14 protein-coding genes are annotated in these 14,222 nt (G+C 67.7%); 9 read left to right on the plus strand and 5 right to left on the minus strand.

Annotation, left to right across the window (positions count from 1 at the left end; translation table 11 throughout):
- Positions 1 to 81: 81 nt before the first annotated feature.
- Positions 82 to 963, plus strand: coding sequence for a LysR substrate-binding domain-containing protein (locus M2421_RS04550; RefSeq protein WP_259203608.1), 882 nt, complete (start codon positions 82 to 84; stop codon positions 961 to 963).
- A gap of 907 nt (positions 964 to 1,870) precedes the next feature.
- Here the strand turns inward: M2421_RS04550 and proC are convergent.
- Positions 1,871 to 2,692, minus strand: a complete 822-nt coding sequence (gene proC / locus M2421_RS04555) for a pyrroline-5-carboxylate reductase (protein WP_259203610.1) — start codon at positions 2,690 to 2,692, stop codon at positions 1,871 to 1,873.
- Between the two features lie 30 nt (positions 2,693 to 2,722).
- Positions 2,723 to 3,403, minus strand: coding sequence for a YggS family pyridoxal phosphate-dependent enzyme (locus M2421_RS04560; RefSeq protein ID WP_259203612.1), 681 nt, complete (start codon positions 3,401 to 3,403; stop codon positions 2,723 to 2,725).
- 86 nt (positions 3,404 to 3,489) lie between these two features.
- Between M2421_RS04560 and M2421_RS04565 the strand changes: the two genes are divergently transcribed.
- The 5 genes from M2421_RS04565 (at position 3,490) to M2421_RS04585 (ending at position 9,014) form a co-directional block, all read left to right on the plus strand.
- On the plus strand, positions 3,490 to 4,527 hold the full coding sequence (locus M2421_RS04565) for a type IV pilus twitching motility protein PilT (protein WP_256775698.1): 1,038 nt from the start codon (positions 3,490 to 3,492) through the stop codon (positions 4,525 to 4,527).
- Between the two features lie 93 nt (positions 4,528 to 4,620).
- Complete coding sequence (locus M2421_RS04570) at positions 4,621 to 5,757, plus strand: PilT/PilU family type 4a pilus ATPase (protein ID WP_228886758.1); 1,137 nt, start codon at positions 4,621 to 4,623, stop codon at positions 5,755 to 5,757.
- Between the two features lie 175 nt (positions 5,758 to 5,932).
- Positions 5,933 to 6,553 carry a hypothetical protein gene (locus M2421_RS04575; protein WP_259203618.1) on the plus strand — a complete coding sequence of 207 codons (621 nt, stop codon included), beginning with the start codon at positions 5,933 to 5,935 and terminating at the stop codon, positions 6,551 to 6,553.
- Positions 6,554 to 6,667: 114 nt separating this feature from the next.
- Complete coding sequence (locus M2421_RS04580) at positions 6,668 to 7,651, plus strand: aldo/keto reductase (protein ID WP_259203621.1); 984 nt, start codon at positions 6,668 to 6,670, stop codon at positions 7,649 to 7,651.
- 562 nt (positions 7,652 to 8,213) lie between these two features.
- Entirely contained in the window at positions 8,214 to 9,014 is an 801-nt protein-coding gene (locus M2421_RS04585; RefSeq protein WP_259203624.1) for a hypothetical protein, read from the plus strand.
- Positions 9,015 to 9,059: 45 nt separating this feature from the next.
- Here the strand turns inward: M2421_RS04585 and M2421_RS04590 are convergent, their stop codons facing one another.
- Complete coding sequence (locus M2421_RS04590) at positions 9,060 to 9,881, minus strand: alpha/beta hydrolase (RefSeq protein ID WP_259203626.1); 822 nt, start codon at positions 9,879 to 9,881, stop codon at positions 9,060 to 9,062.
- A gap of 167 nt (positions 9,882 to 10,048) precedes the next feature.
- Here M2421_RS04590 and M2421_RS04595 point away from each other — a divergent pair, with 167 nt between their 5' ends.
- The 3 genes from M2421_RS04595 (at position 10,049) to M2421_RS04605 (ending at position 11,830) form a co-directional block, all read left to right on the plus strand.
- Positions 10,049 to 10,267: a DUF4287 domain-containing protein gene (locus tag M2421_RS04595; RefSeq protein WP_259203627.1), complete on the plus strand. Its 219-nt coding sequence runs from the start codon at positions 10,049 to 10,051 to the stop codon at positions 10,265 to 10,267.
- 84 nt (positions 10,268 to 10,351) lie between these two features.
- Positions 10,352 to 11,053, plus strand: a complete 702-nt coding sequence (locus tag M2421_RS04600) for a hypothetical protein (RefSeq protein ID WP_259203630.1) — start codon at positions 10,352 to 10,354, stop codon at positions 11,051 to 11,053.
- A gap of 69 nt (positions 11,054 to 11,122) precedes the next feature.
- Entirely contained in the window at positions 11,123 to 11,830 is a 708-nt protein-coding gene (locus M2421_RS04605) for a YitT family protein (protein ID WP_259203633.1), read from the plus strand.
- A gap of 8 nt (positions 11,831 to 11,838) precedes the next feature.
- On the opposite strand, the gene M2421_RS04610 is transcribed toward M2421_RS04605, so the two are convergent.
- Complete coding sequence (locus tag M2421_RS04610) at positions 11,839 to 12,372, minus strand: DNA-3-methyladenine glycosylase I (protein ID WP_259203635.1); 534 nt, start codon at positions 12,370 to 12,372, stop codon at positions 11,839 to 11,841.
- The gene (locus tag M2421_RS04615) at positions 12,369 to 14,165 is read right to left on the minus strand and encodes a DUF4153 domain-containing protein (protein ID WP_259203637.1); all 1,797 of its coding nucleotides are present in this window, start codon (positions 14,163 to 14,165) and stop codon (positions 12,369 to 12,371) included. The genes M2421_RS04610 and M2421_RS04615 overlap by 4 nt, the downstream gene beginning before the upstream one ends.
- Positions 14,166 to 14,222 lie beyond the last annotated feature (57 nt).

The raw sequence follows: 14,222 nt of genomic DNA on the forward strand, positions 1-14,222 counted from the left end.
AGGACGTGTGGGCAGTCTGCGCGCACCGTGCCGGTTAGGTAACCGGCGTATGCTTTGCAGATTGCAAACCCGTGGTTATCAATGGACACCTTGCGCTGCATGCAGGCCTTCATGGCCGTGGTCGACCAGGGCAGTTTCGCCGCCGCTGCCGAGCGGCTGGCGGTGTCCTCGGTGATGGTCGGCAAATACATCCAGCAGCTGGAGGCGCACCTGGGCGTGCGCCTGCTGCAGCGGAACACCCGCCGCCAAAGCCTCACCGACGCCGGCCGTCACTACCTGGCCGGATGCCGCGCGGTGCTGGACCAGGTGCAGCAGGCCGAGGCCAGCGTGGCCGGCCTGCAGGCCCAGCCGCAGGGCGTGCTGCGGATCAGCGCGCCGGTCACCTGGGGCAGCTGCGTGCTGGCGCCGTTGGTGGCGCAGTACCTGGCCGCGTACCCGCAGGTGACCGTGGAACTGGACCTGAGCAATCGCCGCGTGGACCTGATCGAGGAGCAGTTCGACGCCGTGGTGCGGATGGGCGCGCTCGGTTCGGCCGAGTGGGTGGCGCGGCCGTTGCCGGCCTATGCCATGCAGATCTGCGCGGCCCCGGCCTACCTGCAGCGCAACGGGGTGCCGCGGCACCCGGCCGAGCTGCGCGACCACGACTGCCTCACCCACCTTGCCTGGCGCGGCGGCCATGGCTGGCGCCTGCGTGGCCATCCCGAACAGGACTGGTCCGAGCATTCGCGGTTGCTGTGCAATGACGGGGATGGCCTGCGCCGCGCCGCGCTGGCCGGGGCCGGGTTGATCCTGCAGCCGGCGGTGCTGCTGGCCGAGGACATCGCCGCCGGGCGCCTGCAGCCGGTATTGGCCGACTACCTGCCCGAGCCGCGCCCCCTTCACCTGGTGTACCTGCCGGACCACCGGCCGCGGCCGAAGCTGTCCAGCTTCGTGGAATTCCTGCTGGCCCGGCTGGCCCCGTAGCGCCACGCCATGCGTGGCTGCTCTTCGATCCGGCGCCGCGCGCAGCCACCCATGGGGTGGCTCTACGGGATGCACACGTGGCGCCATGCCATGCGTGGCTGTATGTCTATCCGGCGCCGCGTGCAGCCACCCATGGGGTGGCTCTACGGGATGCACGACGTGGCGCTTTGTCATGCGTGGCTGTATGTCGATCCGGCCTCGCGCGCAGCCACCCATGGGGTGGCTCTACGGGATGCACGACGTGGCGCCATGCCATGCGTGGCTGCTCTTCGATCCGGCCTCGCGTGCAGCCACCCATGGGGTGGCTCTACGGGATGCACATCGTAGAGCCACGCCATGCGTGGCTGTATGTCGATCCGGCCTCGCGTGCAGCCACCCATGGGGTGGCTCTACGGGACGCATATCGTAGAGCCACGCCATGCGTGGCTGTATGTCGATCCGGCCTCGGGTGCAGCCACCCATGGGGTGGCTCTACGGGATGCACGACGTGGCGCCATGCCATGCGTGGCTGTATGTCGATCCGGCCTCGCGTGCAGCCACCCATGGGGTGGCTCTACGGGATGCACGGCGTGGCGCCATGCCATGCGTGGCTGCTCTTCGATCCGGCCTCGCTTGCAGCCACCCATGGGGTGGCTCTACGGGATGCACGGCGTGGCGCCACGCCATGCGTGGCTGCTCTTCGATCCGGCGCCGCGTGCAGCCACCCATGGGTGGTTCTACGGGATGCGCACGTGGCGCCATGCCATGCGTGGCTGTATGTCGATCCGGCCTCGCGTGCAGCCACCCATGGGGTGGCTCTACAAGACGCATATCGTAGAGCCACGCCATGCGTGGCTGCTCTTCGATCCGGCGCCGCGCGCAGCCACCTATGGGGTGGCTCTACGGGAATCCGGGGGGCGTCCCTGCGTCAGTCGTTCGCCGCCGACAGCGCGTGGCCGCGCCGGGTTGCCGCGTCGATCGCGCGCGCCACGATGGCCTCGAAGCCGTCGGCCTGGAATGATTCGATCGCGGCCTGCGTGGTGCCGTTCGGCGAGGTCACCCGGCGGCGCAGTTCGACCGGGGCTTCGCCGGATTCGTCCAGCATGCGGCTGGCACCGAGCAGGGTCTGCACCACCAGCGTGCGCGCCGCGTCGGCCGGCAGGCCCTGTGCGATCGCCGCCGCTTCCATCGCCTCGGCCAGCAGGAACACATAGGCCGGCCCGCTGCCCGATACCGCGGTCACCGCATCCATGCGGGCCTCATCGTCGATCCATACCGTGCGCCCGGCACTGGCCAGCACCGCGTCGGCCTGGCGGCGCTGGGCCTCACTGACGCCTGCGGTGGCGAACAGCCCGGTCACGCCCGCGCCCAGCAACGCCGGCGTGTTGGGCATCGCCCGCACCACCGCCGGGTTGCCGCCCAGCCAGCGCTCGAGTTGGGTGCTGGTGATGCCGGCGGCGATCGACAGCACCAGCGGCTGCTGGCTGCGGGCCAATGCCGTGAGCGAGGCGCATACATCGCGCAGCACCTGCGGCTTCACCGCCAGCACCCAGACCGCGCCCTGCGCGGCAGCTTCGGTGGCGCTGGCGTAGGTCTTCACCCCGAAGTCGGCGGTCAGCTGTTCGCGCAGTGCAGTGACCGGTTCGGCCACGTGGATGTGCGCCGGCGCGGTGCCCTGGCGGATCAGCCCGGCGATCAGGCTGCGGGCCATGTTGCCGCCGCCGATGAAGGTAAGCGTGGATGCGCTCATGCGATCTCCTTGGAACGGGGGAAAAGAAAATCAGGCCGGGCGCGGGCGCGCACCGAACAGGGCCGTGCCGATCCGCACCATCGTCGCGCCGTGGGCGATCGCTTCCGGGTAGTCGCCGCTCATGCCCATCGACAACGTATCCACCTGCGGGTACTGCGCCGCCAGCGCCTGGAACAGGGTACGCATGGCCTCGAAGGCCCGCGCGCGCCGCTCGGCGTCCGGCCACGGCGCCGGGATCGCCATCAGGCCGCGCAGGCGCAGCCGCGGTTCGGCGGCGATGGCCGCAGCCAACGCCGGCACCGCATCCGGGCGGCAGCCATGCTTGCTGCCTTCATCATCGATATTGACCTGCACCAGCACCTCCAGCGGGGGCAGCCCGGCCGGCCGGTGGGCCGCCAGCGCCGCCACCAGCCTGGGCCGGTCCACGCTCTGCACCCAGTGGAAGTGGCGCGCGGCCAGCTCGGCCTTGTTCGACTGCAGGTGGCCGATCAGGTGCCACTCCAGGCCCAGCGCGGCCAGTGCGTCGATCTTGGCCACCGCTTCCTGCACGTAGTTCTCGCCGAACGCGCGCTGGCCTTGGGCGGCCAATGCCGCCACCGCGTCGGCCGGCTGGGTCTTGGACACCGCCAGCAGGCGGGGGGCTGGCCGGCCAGCGGCGGCGGCCGCGTTGTGCAGGTTCAGCAATATCGTCGGCAGGGGCAGCGCGGACACGGGCGTTTTCCGGTAGATCAGGAACGCTATACTGCCGCCCGGGGAAAGAACCTTCCAGTCGCAGCAGTCATGGGGAGTAGCAGCGCATGGATATCGCCGAACTGTTGGCGTTTTCCGTAAAGAACAAAGCGTCGGATCTTCATCTGTCGGCAGGCCTGCCGCCGATGATCCGCGTCGACGGCGATGTCCGTCGCATCAATATCCCGGCCCTGGACCACAAGCAGGTCCATGCGCTCGTCTACGACATCATGTCGGACAAGCAGCGCCGCGATTACGAGGAATTCCTCGAAGTCGACTTCTCGTTCGAGATTCCGTCGCTGGCGCGCTTCCGCGTCAACGCGTTCAACCAGAACCGTGGCGCGGGTGCGGTGTTCCGTACCATTCCCTCGGAAGTGTTGACGCTCGAAGACCTGAACACGCCGCCGATCTTCCGCGAACTGATCGACCAGCCGCAGGGCCTGATCCTGGTCACCGGCCCGACCGGTTCGGGCAAGTCGACCACGCTGGCGGCGATGATCGACTACATCAACAAGAACGAATACGGCCACATCCTCACCGTCGAGGATCCGATCGAATTCGTGCACACCTCGCAGAAGTGCCTGATCAACCAGCGCGAAGTGCACCGTGACACGCACGGCTTCAACGAAGCGCTGCGCTCGGCCCTGCGTGAAGACCCGGACATCATCCTGGTCGGCGAATTGCGCGACCTGGAAACCATCCGCCTGGCGCTGACCGCCGCGGAAACTGGCCACCTGGTGTTCGGCACGCTGCACACCAGTTCGGCGGCCAAGACCATCGACCGCATCATCGACGTGTTCCCCGCCGGCGAAAAACCGATGGTGCGCTCGATGTTGTCCGAGTCGCTGCGTGCGGTGATCTCCCAGGCCCTGTTGAAGAAGGTCGGTGGCGGGCGTACCGCCGCGTGGGAAATCATGGTTGGCACCCCGGCCATCCGCAACCTGATCCGCGAGGACAAGGTGGCGCAGATGTATTCGGCCATCCAGACCGGCCAGCAGATGGGCATGATGACCCTGGACCAGCACCTGCAGGACCTGGTCAAGCGCAGCCTGATCACCCGCAACCAGGCGCGCGAGTACGCCAAGGACAAGCGGATTTTCGAATAAGCAACGAGGCAGGGCAGGGCGCCCGGCATGGCCACCGTGGCCGCCGGGCGCCGGTTTTCTCCACCTACCGCTACGTTTCCGGAGTACACCGCGATGAGTACCACCACCATCGACTTCACCTCGTTCCTCAAGCTGATGGCGCACCAGAAGGCGTCGGACCTGTTCATCACCGCCGGCATGCCGCCGGCGATCAAGGTCAACGGCAAGATCTCGCCGATCACCCAGACCCCGCTGACGCCGCAGCAGAGCCGCGACATGGTGCTCAACGTGATGACGCCGGCGCAGCGCGAAGAGTTCGAAAAGACCCACGAGTGCAACTTCGCCATCGGCCTGTCCGGCGTTGGCCGTTTCCGCGTGAGCTGCTTCTACCAGCGCAACCAGGTCGGCATGGTGCTGCGCCGGATCGAGACGCGCATCCCCACCGTGGAAGAGCTGAACCTGCCGCCGATCATCAAGACGCTGGCGATGACCAAGCGCGGCATCATCCTGTTCGTGGGTGCCACCGGCACCGGTAAATCCACCTCGCTGGCGGCGATGATCGGCTACCGCAACCACAACTCGACCGGGCACATCATCACCATCGAAGACCCGATCGAATTCGTGCACAAGCACGAGGGCTGCATCATCACCCAGCGTGAAGTGGGCATCGACACCGACAGCTGGGAGGCGGCGCTGAAGAACACCCTGCGCCAGGCGCCGGACGTGATCATGATCGGCGAAGTGCGCACCCGCGAAGGCATGGACCACGCCATCGCATTTGCCGAAACCGGCCACCTGGTGCTGTGCACGCTGCACGCCAACAACGCCAACCAGGCGATGGACCGCATCATCAACTTCTTCCCCGAAGACCGTCGCAACCAGTTGTTGATGGATCTGTCGCTCAACCTCAAGGGCGTGGTCGCCCAGCAGCTGGTGCCCTCGCCGGACGGCAAGTCGCGCAAGGTCGCCATGGAGATCATGCTCGGCACGCCGCTGGTGCAGGATTACATCCGCGACGGCGAAATCCACAAGCTCAAGGAAGTGATGAAGGAGTCGGTGCAGCTGGGCATGCGCACCTTCGACCAGAGCCTGTTCGAGCTGTACCAGGCCGGTGAGATCAGTTACGAAGACGCGCTGCGCTACGCCGACTCGCAGAACGAAGTGCGCCTGCGCATCAAGCTGTCCCAGGGCGGCGATGCACGCACCCTGTCGCAGGGCCTGGACGGGGTGGAAATCTCCGAGATCCGCTGAGGCCTCCACCGCGCCACGCGGCCACCGGCAGGCCCACGAACCTGCCCGTGGCCGGCGCATGCCACCCCGCTGGCGCACCGGATTCTTCTTTGGCATAGTCGCGCCGCGCCCCGATCGCGGGCGCGGTACCGGCCGCCGCCGGGCCACACCCTTCCAGGCAAGACCGCATATGGACATGCACAACCCCTACAAGCCGCCGGGCCAGGCGCTGCCCTCGTCGGGCCAGCCGATGTCCGCGCCCCTGCCGCCGGACCAGCGTGCCGCGCTGCTGCAGGCGATCGACAAGCCGATGTACTTCGCGCCCTCCACGTTCAAGCTTGCCGCGATGTCGCTGGTGACGTTCGGCCTTTACACGATGTACTGGTTCTGGCGGAACTGGCAGGCCATCCAGCGCGAAACGGGCGAATCCCTGTGGCCGTGGGCACGTGCACTGTTCTGCCCGCTATGGTCCTTTTCCTGCTTTGCCCAGCTTGCCGACCTGGTACGCGGCCGCCGTCGTGAACTGGCCTTTCCAGTGGCGCTGCTGGGCATCGTGTTCCTCGTCCTCACCCTGGCCGGCCGGCTCGACAACGCCGCCTCCCTGCTTGCCTTCCTGAGCTTCGTCCCCTTGTTGCCGGTCAACGCGCTGCTGCGCCAGTACCATCGCGACGAACGCATCGACAGCACGCGACTGGACCGCCTGACGATCTGGCACGTCCTGATCCTCCTGGCAGGGGGCGGGTTGTTGCTGATGCTCCTGCTGGTGATCATCCTGGGCGAGGTGACGATCAACCTGCCTGAGGGCACGCTGAGCTGAATTGATGATCAGGGTTCATGACCGAGTGCGCCTGGACGCCTCCAATCCCGGTCAGGGCGGTCTGTATGGTGGCAGTCCATCCACCGCGCGCCTGCTGGGCGCAGGAGAGCTCCCATGCAATCACGAGAACTTGGCAACAGCGGCCTGCGCGTTTCCGCGCTCGGCCTGGGGTGCATGGGCCTGAGCTTCGGCTATGGCCCAGCCACCGAGACCCGCGCGGCCACCGCGCTGCTGCACGCGGCAGTGGAGCAGGGCGTCACCTTCTTCGACACCGCCGAGGCCTATGGCCCGTTCCGCAACGAGGAACTGCTTGGCCAGGCGCTGGCGCCGTACCGCGACCAGCTGGTGATCGCCACCAAGTTCGGGTTCAAGGACGGGCATTCGGATGCCGGCCTGGACAGCCGTCCCGAACGCATCCGCGCGGTGGCCGAGGCCAGCCTGCAGCGGCTGAAGACCGACCGCATCGATCTGTTCTACCAGCACCGGGTGGACCCGAACGTGCCGATGGAAGACGTCGCCGGCACCGTCCGGGACCTGATTGCCGAGGGCAAGGTGAAGCACTTCGGTTTGTCCGAAGCCGGCGTGGACAACATCCGTCGCGCACATGCGGTGCAGCCGGTGGCGGCGCTGCAGAGCGAATATTCGCTGTGGTGGCGCGAGCCGGAGCAGGACGTGCTGCCGGTGCTGGAGGAGCTGGGCATCGGCTTTGTGCCGTTCAGTCCGCTCGGCAAAGGCTTCCTGACCGGCGCGATCAACGTCGATACGCGGTTCGCCGCCGACGACTTCCGCAACAGCGTGCCACGCTTTGCCGCCGAGGCGCGCCAGGCCAACCAGGCCCTGGTCGAGCGCATCAGCGCGATCGCCACCGCCAAGGGCGCCACGCCGGCACAGGTCGCCCTGGCCTGGCTGCTGTCGCGCAAGCCGTGGATCGTGCCGATTCCCGGCACCACCAAGCTGCATCGACTGCAGGAGAACCTGGGCGCGGTGTCGCTGCAGCTCGATGCAGACGACCTGCAGCAGATCGGCGATGCGCTGGACAGCATCGCCATCGTCGGCGACCGCTACAACGCCGCGCGACAGAAGCTGGTGGCGCGCTGACGCACGGCGCGCCCGCACCAACGTATCGACTTTCAGCGTATCGCCGGAAAGTTCAATCGACCCGCATTCAACAATGAGTTCGGCGTCGGGTTTCCGAGCGGTGCATTTCCCTAAGGTGTTCTGGCGGAGTCGACCGCTGACGGGAGATGGAGATGAATCGGAGTGTTGCGGTGTCCTTGTCGTCACCGCTCGGCCTGTCCACGACGTCATGCGACTCGGTCGCGCCAGCAAGCACCAAGGCACGGTGTACGCTTGAAGCGGGCGGAGGCGGAGAGCACGCCAATGGCGCAGGGGCCGATTCCGTACGCTACGAGATCATTCCTTTCCGATCGAACGTCGGATCGGGTACCCAGACTATTGCGGGCATTTCGTCCTGCGAAGGGCGTGAGCTCAACCGGTTCTCCGTTGTCTTTGACGGAACGCCGGATTGCCCGGGGTATCCCACCGATACCGAGTGCAGGGAGTGAAACACACCAGGAGGCGCGCACGCGCGGGTCAGTGCGTCCTCCACGTCGCTCGAATTGCCGGCCGTACCTGCCAAGTATGCTTCGGCGCGCGCGGCATGATGCTCGTGGTTGCGTTGTCACTCGCGGGCTGTCGATCCTACTTTCCGGCCGAGGTGACGCGACAGGTCTCCGAAGCAGGTGCGATAGGTCTTTCCTACGGCGGTACCCGGCGCGTGTCGTATCTCATCACCACGCAATTCATTCCTGGACGATCCCTCCCGTCCCGGGCGTCGCAGCAACGCGTCCAATGCGGAGAGGACGTACCCCGGATCCACGTGCGTTGGCGCGATCCGCGTATCGAGCCGGATCAGGCCGAAGCGCTTTGCCGTCGGATCGCAGCAGCGGCGAGCTTTGTGGCTGGCTACAGCCAGGGGCGCAACGTCAGCACGATCCACGTGGATATCGTCGGCGTAGGCGAGAAGCAGGATGCACGCTGGCTGAGCGTTGCCGCGCCGGGAAAGCTGTCCATGCGCCTGGCAGTGCGCTGGTTGGCCGACGAGGAGCATCGTGCTACCGAGGCCGTTTCCCAGGTGGCCCATGAACTGACCCACGTCGATGCGTATTTCCTCATGCCGGGTCATACCCGTGATACGGAGGAGCTGGCGTATCTTGCCGGCGCTTGCGCGCAGTGGCGTGTCGTTGGCGTATTGGCCACGCGGGATCTGATCGCCGCCCCCCTGCAGGGGGTGGAGGACGTCTTTCGGCGATCCTCCCAGGTCGCGCATCGGATCTGGAGCCTGCTGCATCATTTCGTTGCGGCAGCGCCACTGACCGGCAGTTCGCCACAGGCGGCGGAGTTCTCGGCGCTGTGTGAACGTCGTCTTCGGGCAGGATTCGCAGCGCTGCGCGAGCACTGAGCGATCACGGCAGCGGCGCGTCCGCGCCGCTGCCGCGGGGGCCGGTCAGCCCCGGATGAAGGCCAGCAAGTCGGCATTGATCACCTCGGCATGCGTGGTGCACATGCCATGCGGGTAGCCCTTGTAGACCTTCAATGTGCCGTGTTTCAGCAGTTTGATCGACAGTTCAGCGGAGTCGGCGATCGGCACGATCTGGTCGTCGTCGCCGTGCAGCACCAGCACCGGCACGTCGATTTTCTTCAGGTCCTCGGTGAAGTCGGTTTCCGAGAACGCCTTGATGCAGTCGTAGTGCGCGTTGATCGCGCCGGCCATGCCCTGCCGCCACCAGTTGTCGACCACGCCCTGCTGGACCGGCGCGCCGGCGCGGTTGAAGCCGTAGAAGGGAATCGGCACCTCGCGGTAGAAGTTGGCGCGGCCGGCCGCCAGTTGCTGGCGGAACCCATCGAAGACCTCCTTCGGCGTACCGCCCGGGTTGGCCGCGCTCTTGATCATGATCGGCGGCACCGCACCGACCAGCACCGCCTTGGCCACGCGGCCGGGTTTGGCCTGGGCCACGTAATGGGCCACCTCGCCACCGCCGGTGGAGTGGCCGATATGGATCGCATCGCGCAGGTCCAGGTGGTCGGCCAACGCATTGACGTCGGCCACGTAGGTGTCCATGTCATGGCCCCCGCTGGTCTGCGAGGAACGGCCGTGGCCGCGGCGGTCGTGGGCGATTACGCGGTACCCCTGCAGCAGGAAGAACTGCAGCTGGGTGTCCCAGTCGTCGGCGCTGAGCGGCCAGCCATGGTGGAACACGATCGGCTGGCCGTTGCCCCAGTCCTTGTAGAAGATCTCGGTCTTGTCGGGGGTGGTGAGGTAGGGCATGTCGTGGACTCCGGGTGAGGGAAGGGAGGCGCGGGACGGGGTACCGTTTCATGCTGCGCAGCAGCGCGTTCAGCCGGCATGAAAGGCAGATGTCGATTCCGCGCCTGTCACGGCGTCATAGGTGCAGGACCGGCCATTCCGGCGGGTCGTCCAGCGAGGCAGCCAGCATGAGCGATACCCCGACAGTGAAGGGCCCGGCGTCCTATTTCCCCTCCATCGAGAAGACCTACGGCCAGCCGGTCGGGCACTGGTTGGCGCTGCTGGTGGCCCAGGGCGGCGCCCGGCACATGGAACTGGTGGGCTTCCTCAAGACCGAGCACGGGCTGGGCCACGGCCATGCCAATGCGCTGGTGGCACATCATCTGGCCGCGGCACGCGTGGGCTGAGCCGGGAAACGGGCCGTGCCGGGCGTGAAGCCCTGCGGCGATGGCATGCTGTGCGCCCTTGCCGCCGACAGGAGTCGACCCGCGATGTCGCGCCTCAACGAACTACGGGTGGATTCCAGTCCCGCGGTCAGCCGCCACGGGCGCGAGCCGGCGGGCCTGGCGTTCCGGGCCGACGCGTACCACGTCGCCGCGCTCTTCATGGCGGCCCTGGACCGCGATTACGTCCTCGATGGGGCAAGCCTGCTCACCCTGCAGTGCGGTCCGGCCGGCGACGAGCCGCGCTATGAGCGCTTCCCCGGTGCCAGCGTGGTCCGCGTGGACCCCTTCGATGTCGCCGCGCACGCCCGCGCCGATCCCGCCCAGCGTGAGCGCACCGTGCTGGCGCTGATCGAACAGCACGGCTTGGCCTTGATCGACCGCGTGGGGGCCGATCCGCAGCCGTGGCGGGCGGCGGCGGCCGGCGTCCGCGCCCAGGGCCTTCAGCTGGAGTCCGAGATGACGGGGCTGGGCCGGGCGCTGCCGGGCCGCGCCGGCCGGATCCGCGTTTATCGCTGCCTGGGGGCGGGCTTCGGCGAGCGATGGGAGGCGCGCGTGCTCGACCGCAGCGGGACCGTGATCGCCTGCCACCCGATGCGCGCGCCCGCCGCGCTGGACCAGCGCGACTGGTTCAAGCGCTCGGCCTGGGAAGCGGGGGTGTTCGTGGTGCGCCAGCGGCTGGGGCAGCGCGTGTTCTCGCTCGCGTTGCCCACTGACGAGGCGCCCGCGCACTGCTGGTCGGCCCTCTGAATCGATTTCACCTGCAACTGTCACGCTGATCGTGTCTAATACCGCTCCCCACGTACAGCCCCCACCCCCATGTCCCTTGATTCCCATGGCCCCGCGCCGTGCGACGACGCTGACGGCCACCTGGTCACCGCCGGTCCGCTGACCCCGCCGCCGGACAGTGCCGGTACCGTCGCCGACGACAAGGCCCTGCGCCATTCGGTCGCCGAGGACGTGCAAGGCATGATCCTGGCCACGCTGGTGGCCTCGCTGGGGCTGGCCATCTTCGCCAAGGGCGGGCTGATGATCGGCGGCATGGCCGGGCTGGCCTTCCTGGCCCATTACGCGTTCGGCTGGAACTTCGGGCTGGTGTTCGTGCTGGTCAACCTGCCGTTCTACTGGGTAGCGGTGCGCCGGATGGGCTGGGAGTTCACCCTGAAGACCTTCGCGGCGGTCACCGCCTGCGGCGTGCTCACCGACCTGCTGCCGCGCTGGGCCGACTTTGCCCACATCGCGCCGCTGTACTCGGCGCTGGTGGGCGGCGCGCTTGCCGGGCTGGGCATCCTGTTCTACATCCGCCACCGCGCCAGCCTGGGGGGCATCGGCATCCTGGCGGTGTACCTGCAGCGCACCCGCGGCTGGAGTGCCGGCAAGGTGCAGATGTCCTTCGATACCCTGCTGATGTGCGTGGCGTTCTTCGTGTTGTCCCCGTCGCAGGTGATGTACTCGGCGATCGGTGCGGTGGTGCTCAGCCTGGTGCTGATGTTCAACCACCGCCCGGGCCGCTACATGGGCGTCTGACCGGCCGGTTACCGGCCCGGGATGGCGCCCAGCGTCTGCAGGCGCGCATACACCGGGCAGTCCGGGCTGTGCGCGCCGGGCAGGTAACCCAGGCTCATCAGGAACTCGCCGGTGATCTCGCCGCCGGTGAAGCGGAACGTCTTCTTGAACAGTTTCACCCATGCCGCCTTGTCCTGCGGGTGGTGTGCATCCAGCCACGCCGCGAAACTGCCATGGCCGGCCCGCAACTGCTGGATCACCTGCGCGTTGTGGACCGCCGCGTGCACCTTGAGCCGGTTGCGGATGATCCGCGCGTCGCCCAGCAGGCGTTCGATGTCGCGTTCGCCGTAGGCGGCGACCGCATCCACATCGAAGCCCGAGTAGGCCGCGCGGAAGCCCTCGCGCTTCTTCAGGATGGTTTCCCAGCTGAGCCCGGCCTGGTTGATCTCCAGCAGCAGTCGCTCGAACAGTACGCGCTCCTCGCGCTGTGGAAAGCCGTATTCGTGCTCGTGGTAATGGCCGTGGACCGGATGGCCGGGGGCGATGAGGCAGTAACCACTCATGGGCGGGGTTCCTTGGGGACCGATTCGTTGAGGCTCTGCTGCGGGCCACCGTCGAGCGAGAGGCGGCCCCAGCGCGGCGGGCTCACCTCCAGCACGCCGTCCCGCACGCTCTGGTTGGCGCGCGCTGCGGTGTGCTTGCCCTGGACCGGGAACTCCACCTGGCCGGCATCGCTCCACGCCGCTCCCTGGCGTGCATGCACCTTGCAGCGCGGGCCCAGGTAGCTCTGCAACTCGCACAGCAGCATCTCGTCGACGCCATCGGCGTCGAGGTCGCGGCGCAGTGCCGCGCACGCCGTGTCCAACCGCAGGCACCTGCCCACGTCCACCTGCCGCGCCAGCAGCGCGCGCCACCAGTCCGGATCCGGCGTGGGCGTGTCCTTGGCGAGCGTGATGTGCTGCTGCAACACCACCGGGTCGGTGATGGTGAGTCGCTGTTTGTAATCCTGGTCGCAGAAATAGCGCGACTGCTTGGCCAATGCGGCCGCGATGATGCTGCGGGCACGGGCGTCCTGGCTGAAGGCGGGGTCGTGCTGGAGCGCCTCCAACGCACGTGCGCCACGTCGGCCGAGGCCGAAGCGCAGGGTTTCCGCATCCATCACGTCGATGGCCGGCGCACCTGCCTGGAGGCGTGCGACCTGGCTGTTCACGCTCAGCCGGATCGGGTCGAGCAGCGGTGAATTGGCCAGCAGGGCAACGCCCAGCACGCACAGGCACATCCAGCGGTTGACCGGCTCGATGCGCTGCAGCCAGTGGTCACGTGGGCGCAGCACGGCCAGCGCATAACCCACTGCGTACCCGGTCACCAGCAGCGCCACCAGCAGGGCCCAGGTGCGGTCCAGCGTCCAGCCGTATTGGCCGATGCGCAGGCCCATCGCGTACAGCGCCAGGCCCGCGTAGACCGGCAGCGCGAGCAGGCTGGCACCGATGAAACGACGCAGCCAGGCCGGGTACGGCGGGCTCGCGTTGTCGTGCTGGTAGACCGCGTTGACGAACACCACCAGCAGCAGCGACAGCGTCAGCAGCAGGCCGGCGGCCGAGCGGGTCCGCCACAGCGGCTCCAGGCCGGTGAACGGCAGGCTCAGTACGAAGGTCACCGCAATCAACGCCAGCAGCGGCAGCAAGCCGCGCCCGACCGCGAACACTACCGACCGGATCATCTGGATGGCGCGGTGCTGGGTACGCCCGATCAGCACGCCGAAGCCCATCAGGCTGCCGGTGGCCAACGCGATGAATGCGTCCTCGCGGAACAGGGAGCGGAAGAAGTGGATTTCCACCAGCACGAACAGCTCCGCCCACAGCCACAGCAGCAGCCAGGTCAGGCAGGTGAAGGCCACGGCCAATGCCAGGGTCAGCCCGTTCTGCCACGCCCGTTCGAACAGGGCCGCGTACGGGGCGTGCCAGTGCCCTTCCTGCAGGCGGAACTGCCACCACGGCAGGCTGACGAACGCGGCGATGGCCATGCTGATCGAGAACGGCATCAACAGCCCGTCGTGGTCCAGGCCCGGCGCGTCGCCGCCGACGTTCCAGCCGATCCAGCTGGCCAGGCCCAGCACCAGTACGGAGGCCAGCGCGGCATGCAGCCACAGGCGGCGATCGCGCAGTTCCACCAGGGTCAGCGCGATGGCGGTGGGCACGGTCAGCACCCAGCTATACCAGCGCACCCGGTTGCCGATATCGTCGAACGGCCAGCTGCCCGTCGCCGTGTCCGCGGCATACAGCATCAGGCCCTGCAGCAGGGCGATCAGCACGATCGCACTGCGCGTGGTGGTGGGGAGTGCCGGACTGGCATGCATGTGGGCGGATCCTTCCGGGAAAGCACGCATGCTAGCCGAGCGCTCACGCCCGTGTCC

The sequence above is a fragment of the Stenotrophomonas sp. BIGb0135 genome, assembly GCF_024810105.1.
Lineage (GTDB): Bacteria > Pseudomonadota > Gammaproteobacteria > Xanthomonadales > Xanthomonadaceae > Stenotrophomonas > Stenotrophomonas maltophilia_AB.

Bases quoted from the DNA above. Each gene is read 5' to 3' on its own strand.
- M2421_RS04590 (WP_259203626.1), bottom strand. From the start codon at position 9,881: ATGCCCTACCTCACCACCCCCGACAAGACCGAGATCTTCTACAAGGAC.
- M2421_RS04575 (WP_259203618.1), top strand. From the start codon at position 5,933: ATGCACAACCCCTACAAGCCGCCGGGCCAGGCGCTGCCCTCGTCGGGC.
- M2421_RS04615 (WP_259203637.1), bottom strand. From the start codon at position 14,165: ATGCATGCCAGTCCGGCACTCCCCACCACCACGCGCAGTGCGATCGTG.
- M2421_RS04580 (WP_259203621.1), top strand. From the start codon at position 6,668: ATGCAATCACGAGAACTTGGCAACAGCGGCCTGCGCGTTTCCGCGCTC.
- M2421_RS04605 (WP_259203633.1), top strand. From the start codon at position 11,123: ATGTCCCTTGATTCCCATGGCCCCGCGCCGTGCGACGACGCTGACGGC.
- proC (WP_259203610.1), bottom strand. From the start codon at position 2,692: ATGAGCGCATCCACGCTTACCTTCATCGGCGGCGGCAACATGGCCCGC.
- M2421_RS04585 (WP_259203624.1), top strand. From the start codon at position 8,214: ATGATGCTCGTGGTTGCGTTGTCACTCGCGGGCTGTCGATCCTACTTT.
- M2421_RS04550 (WP_259203608.1), top strand. From the start codon at position 82: ATGGACACCTTGCGCTGCATGCAGGCCTTCATGGCCGTGGTCGACCAG.
- M2421_RS04595 (WP_259203627.1), top strand. From the start codon at position 10,049: ATGAGCGATACCCCGACAGTGAAGGGCCCGGCGTCCTATTTCCCCTCC.
- M2421_RS04600 (WP_259203630.1), top strand. From the start codon at position 10,352: ATGTCGCGCCTCAACGAACTACGGGTGGATTCCAGTCCCGCGGTCAGC.
- M2421_RS04610 (WP_259203635.1), bottom strand. From the start codon at position 12,372: ATGAGTGGTTACTGCCTCATCGCCCCCGGCCATCCGGTCCACGGCCAT.
- M2421_RS04565 (WP_256775698.1), top strand. From the start codon at position 3,490: ATGGATATCGCCGAACTGTTGGCGTTTTCCGTAAAGAACAAAGCGTCG.
- M2421_RS04570 (WP_228886758.1), top strand. From the start codon at position 4,621: ATGAGTACCACCACCATCGACTTCACCTCGTTCCTCAAGCTGATGGCG.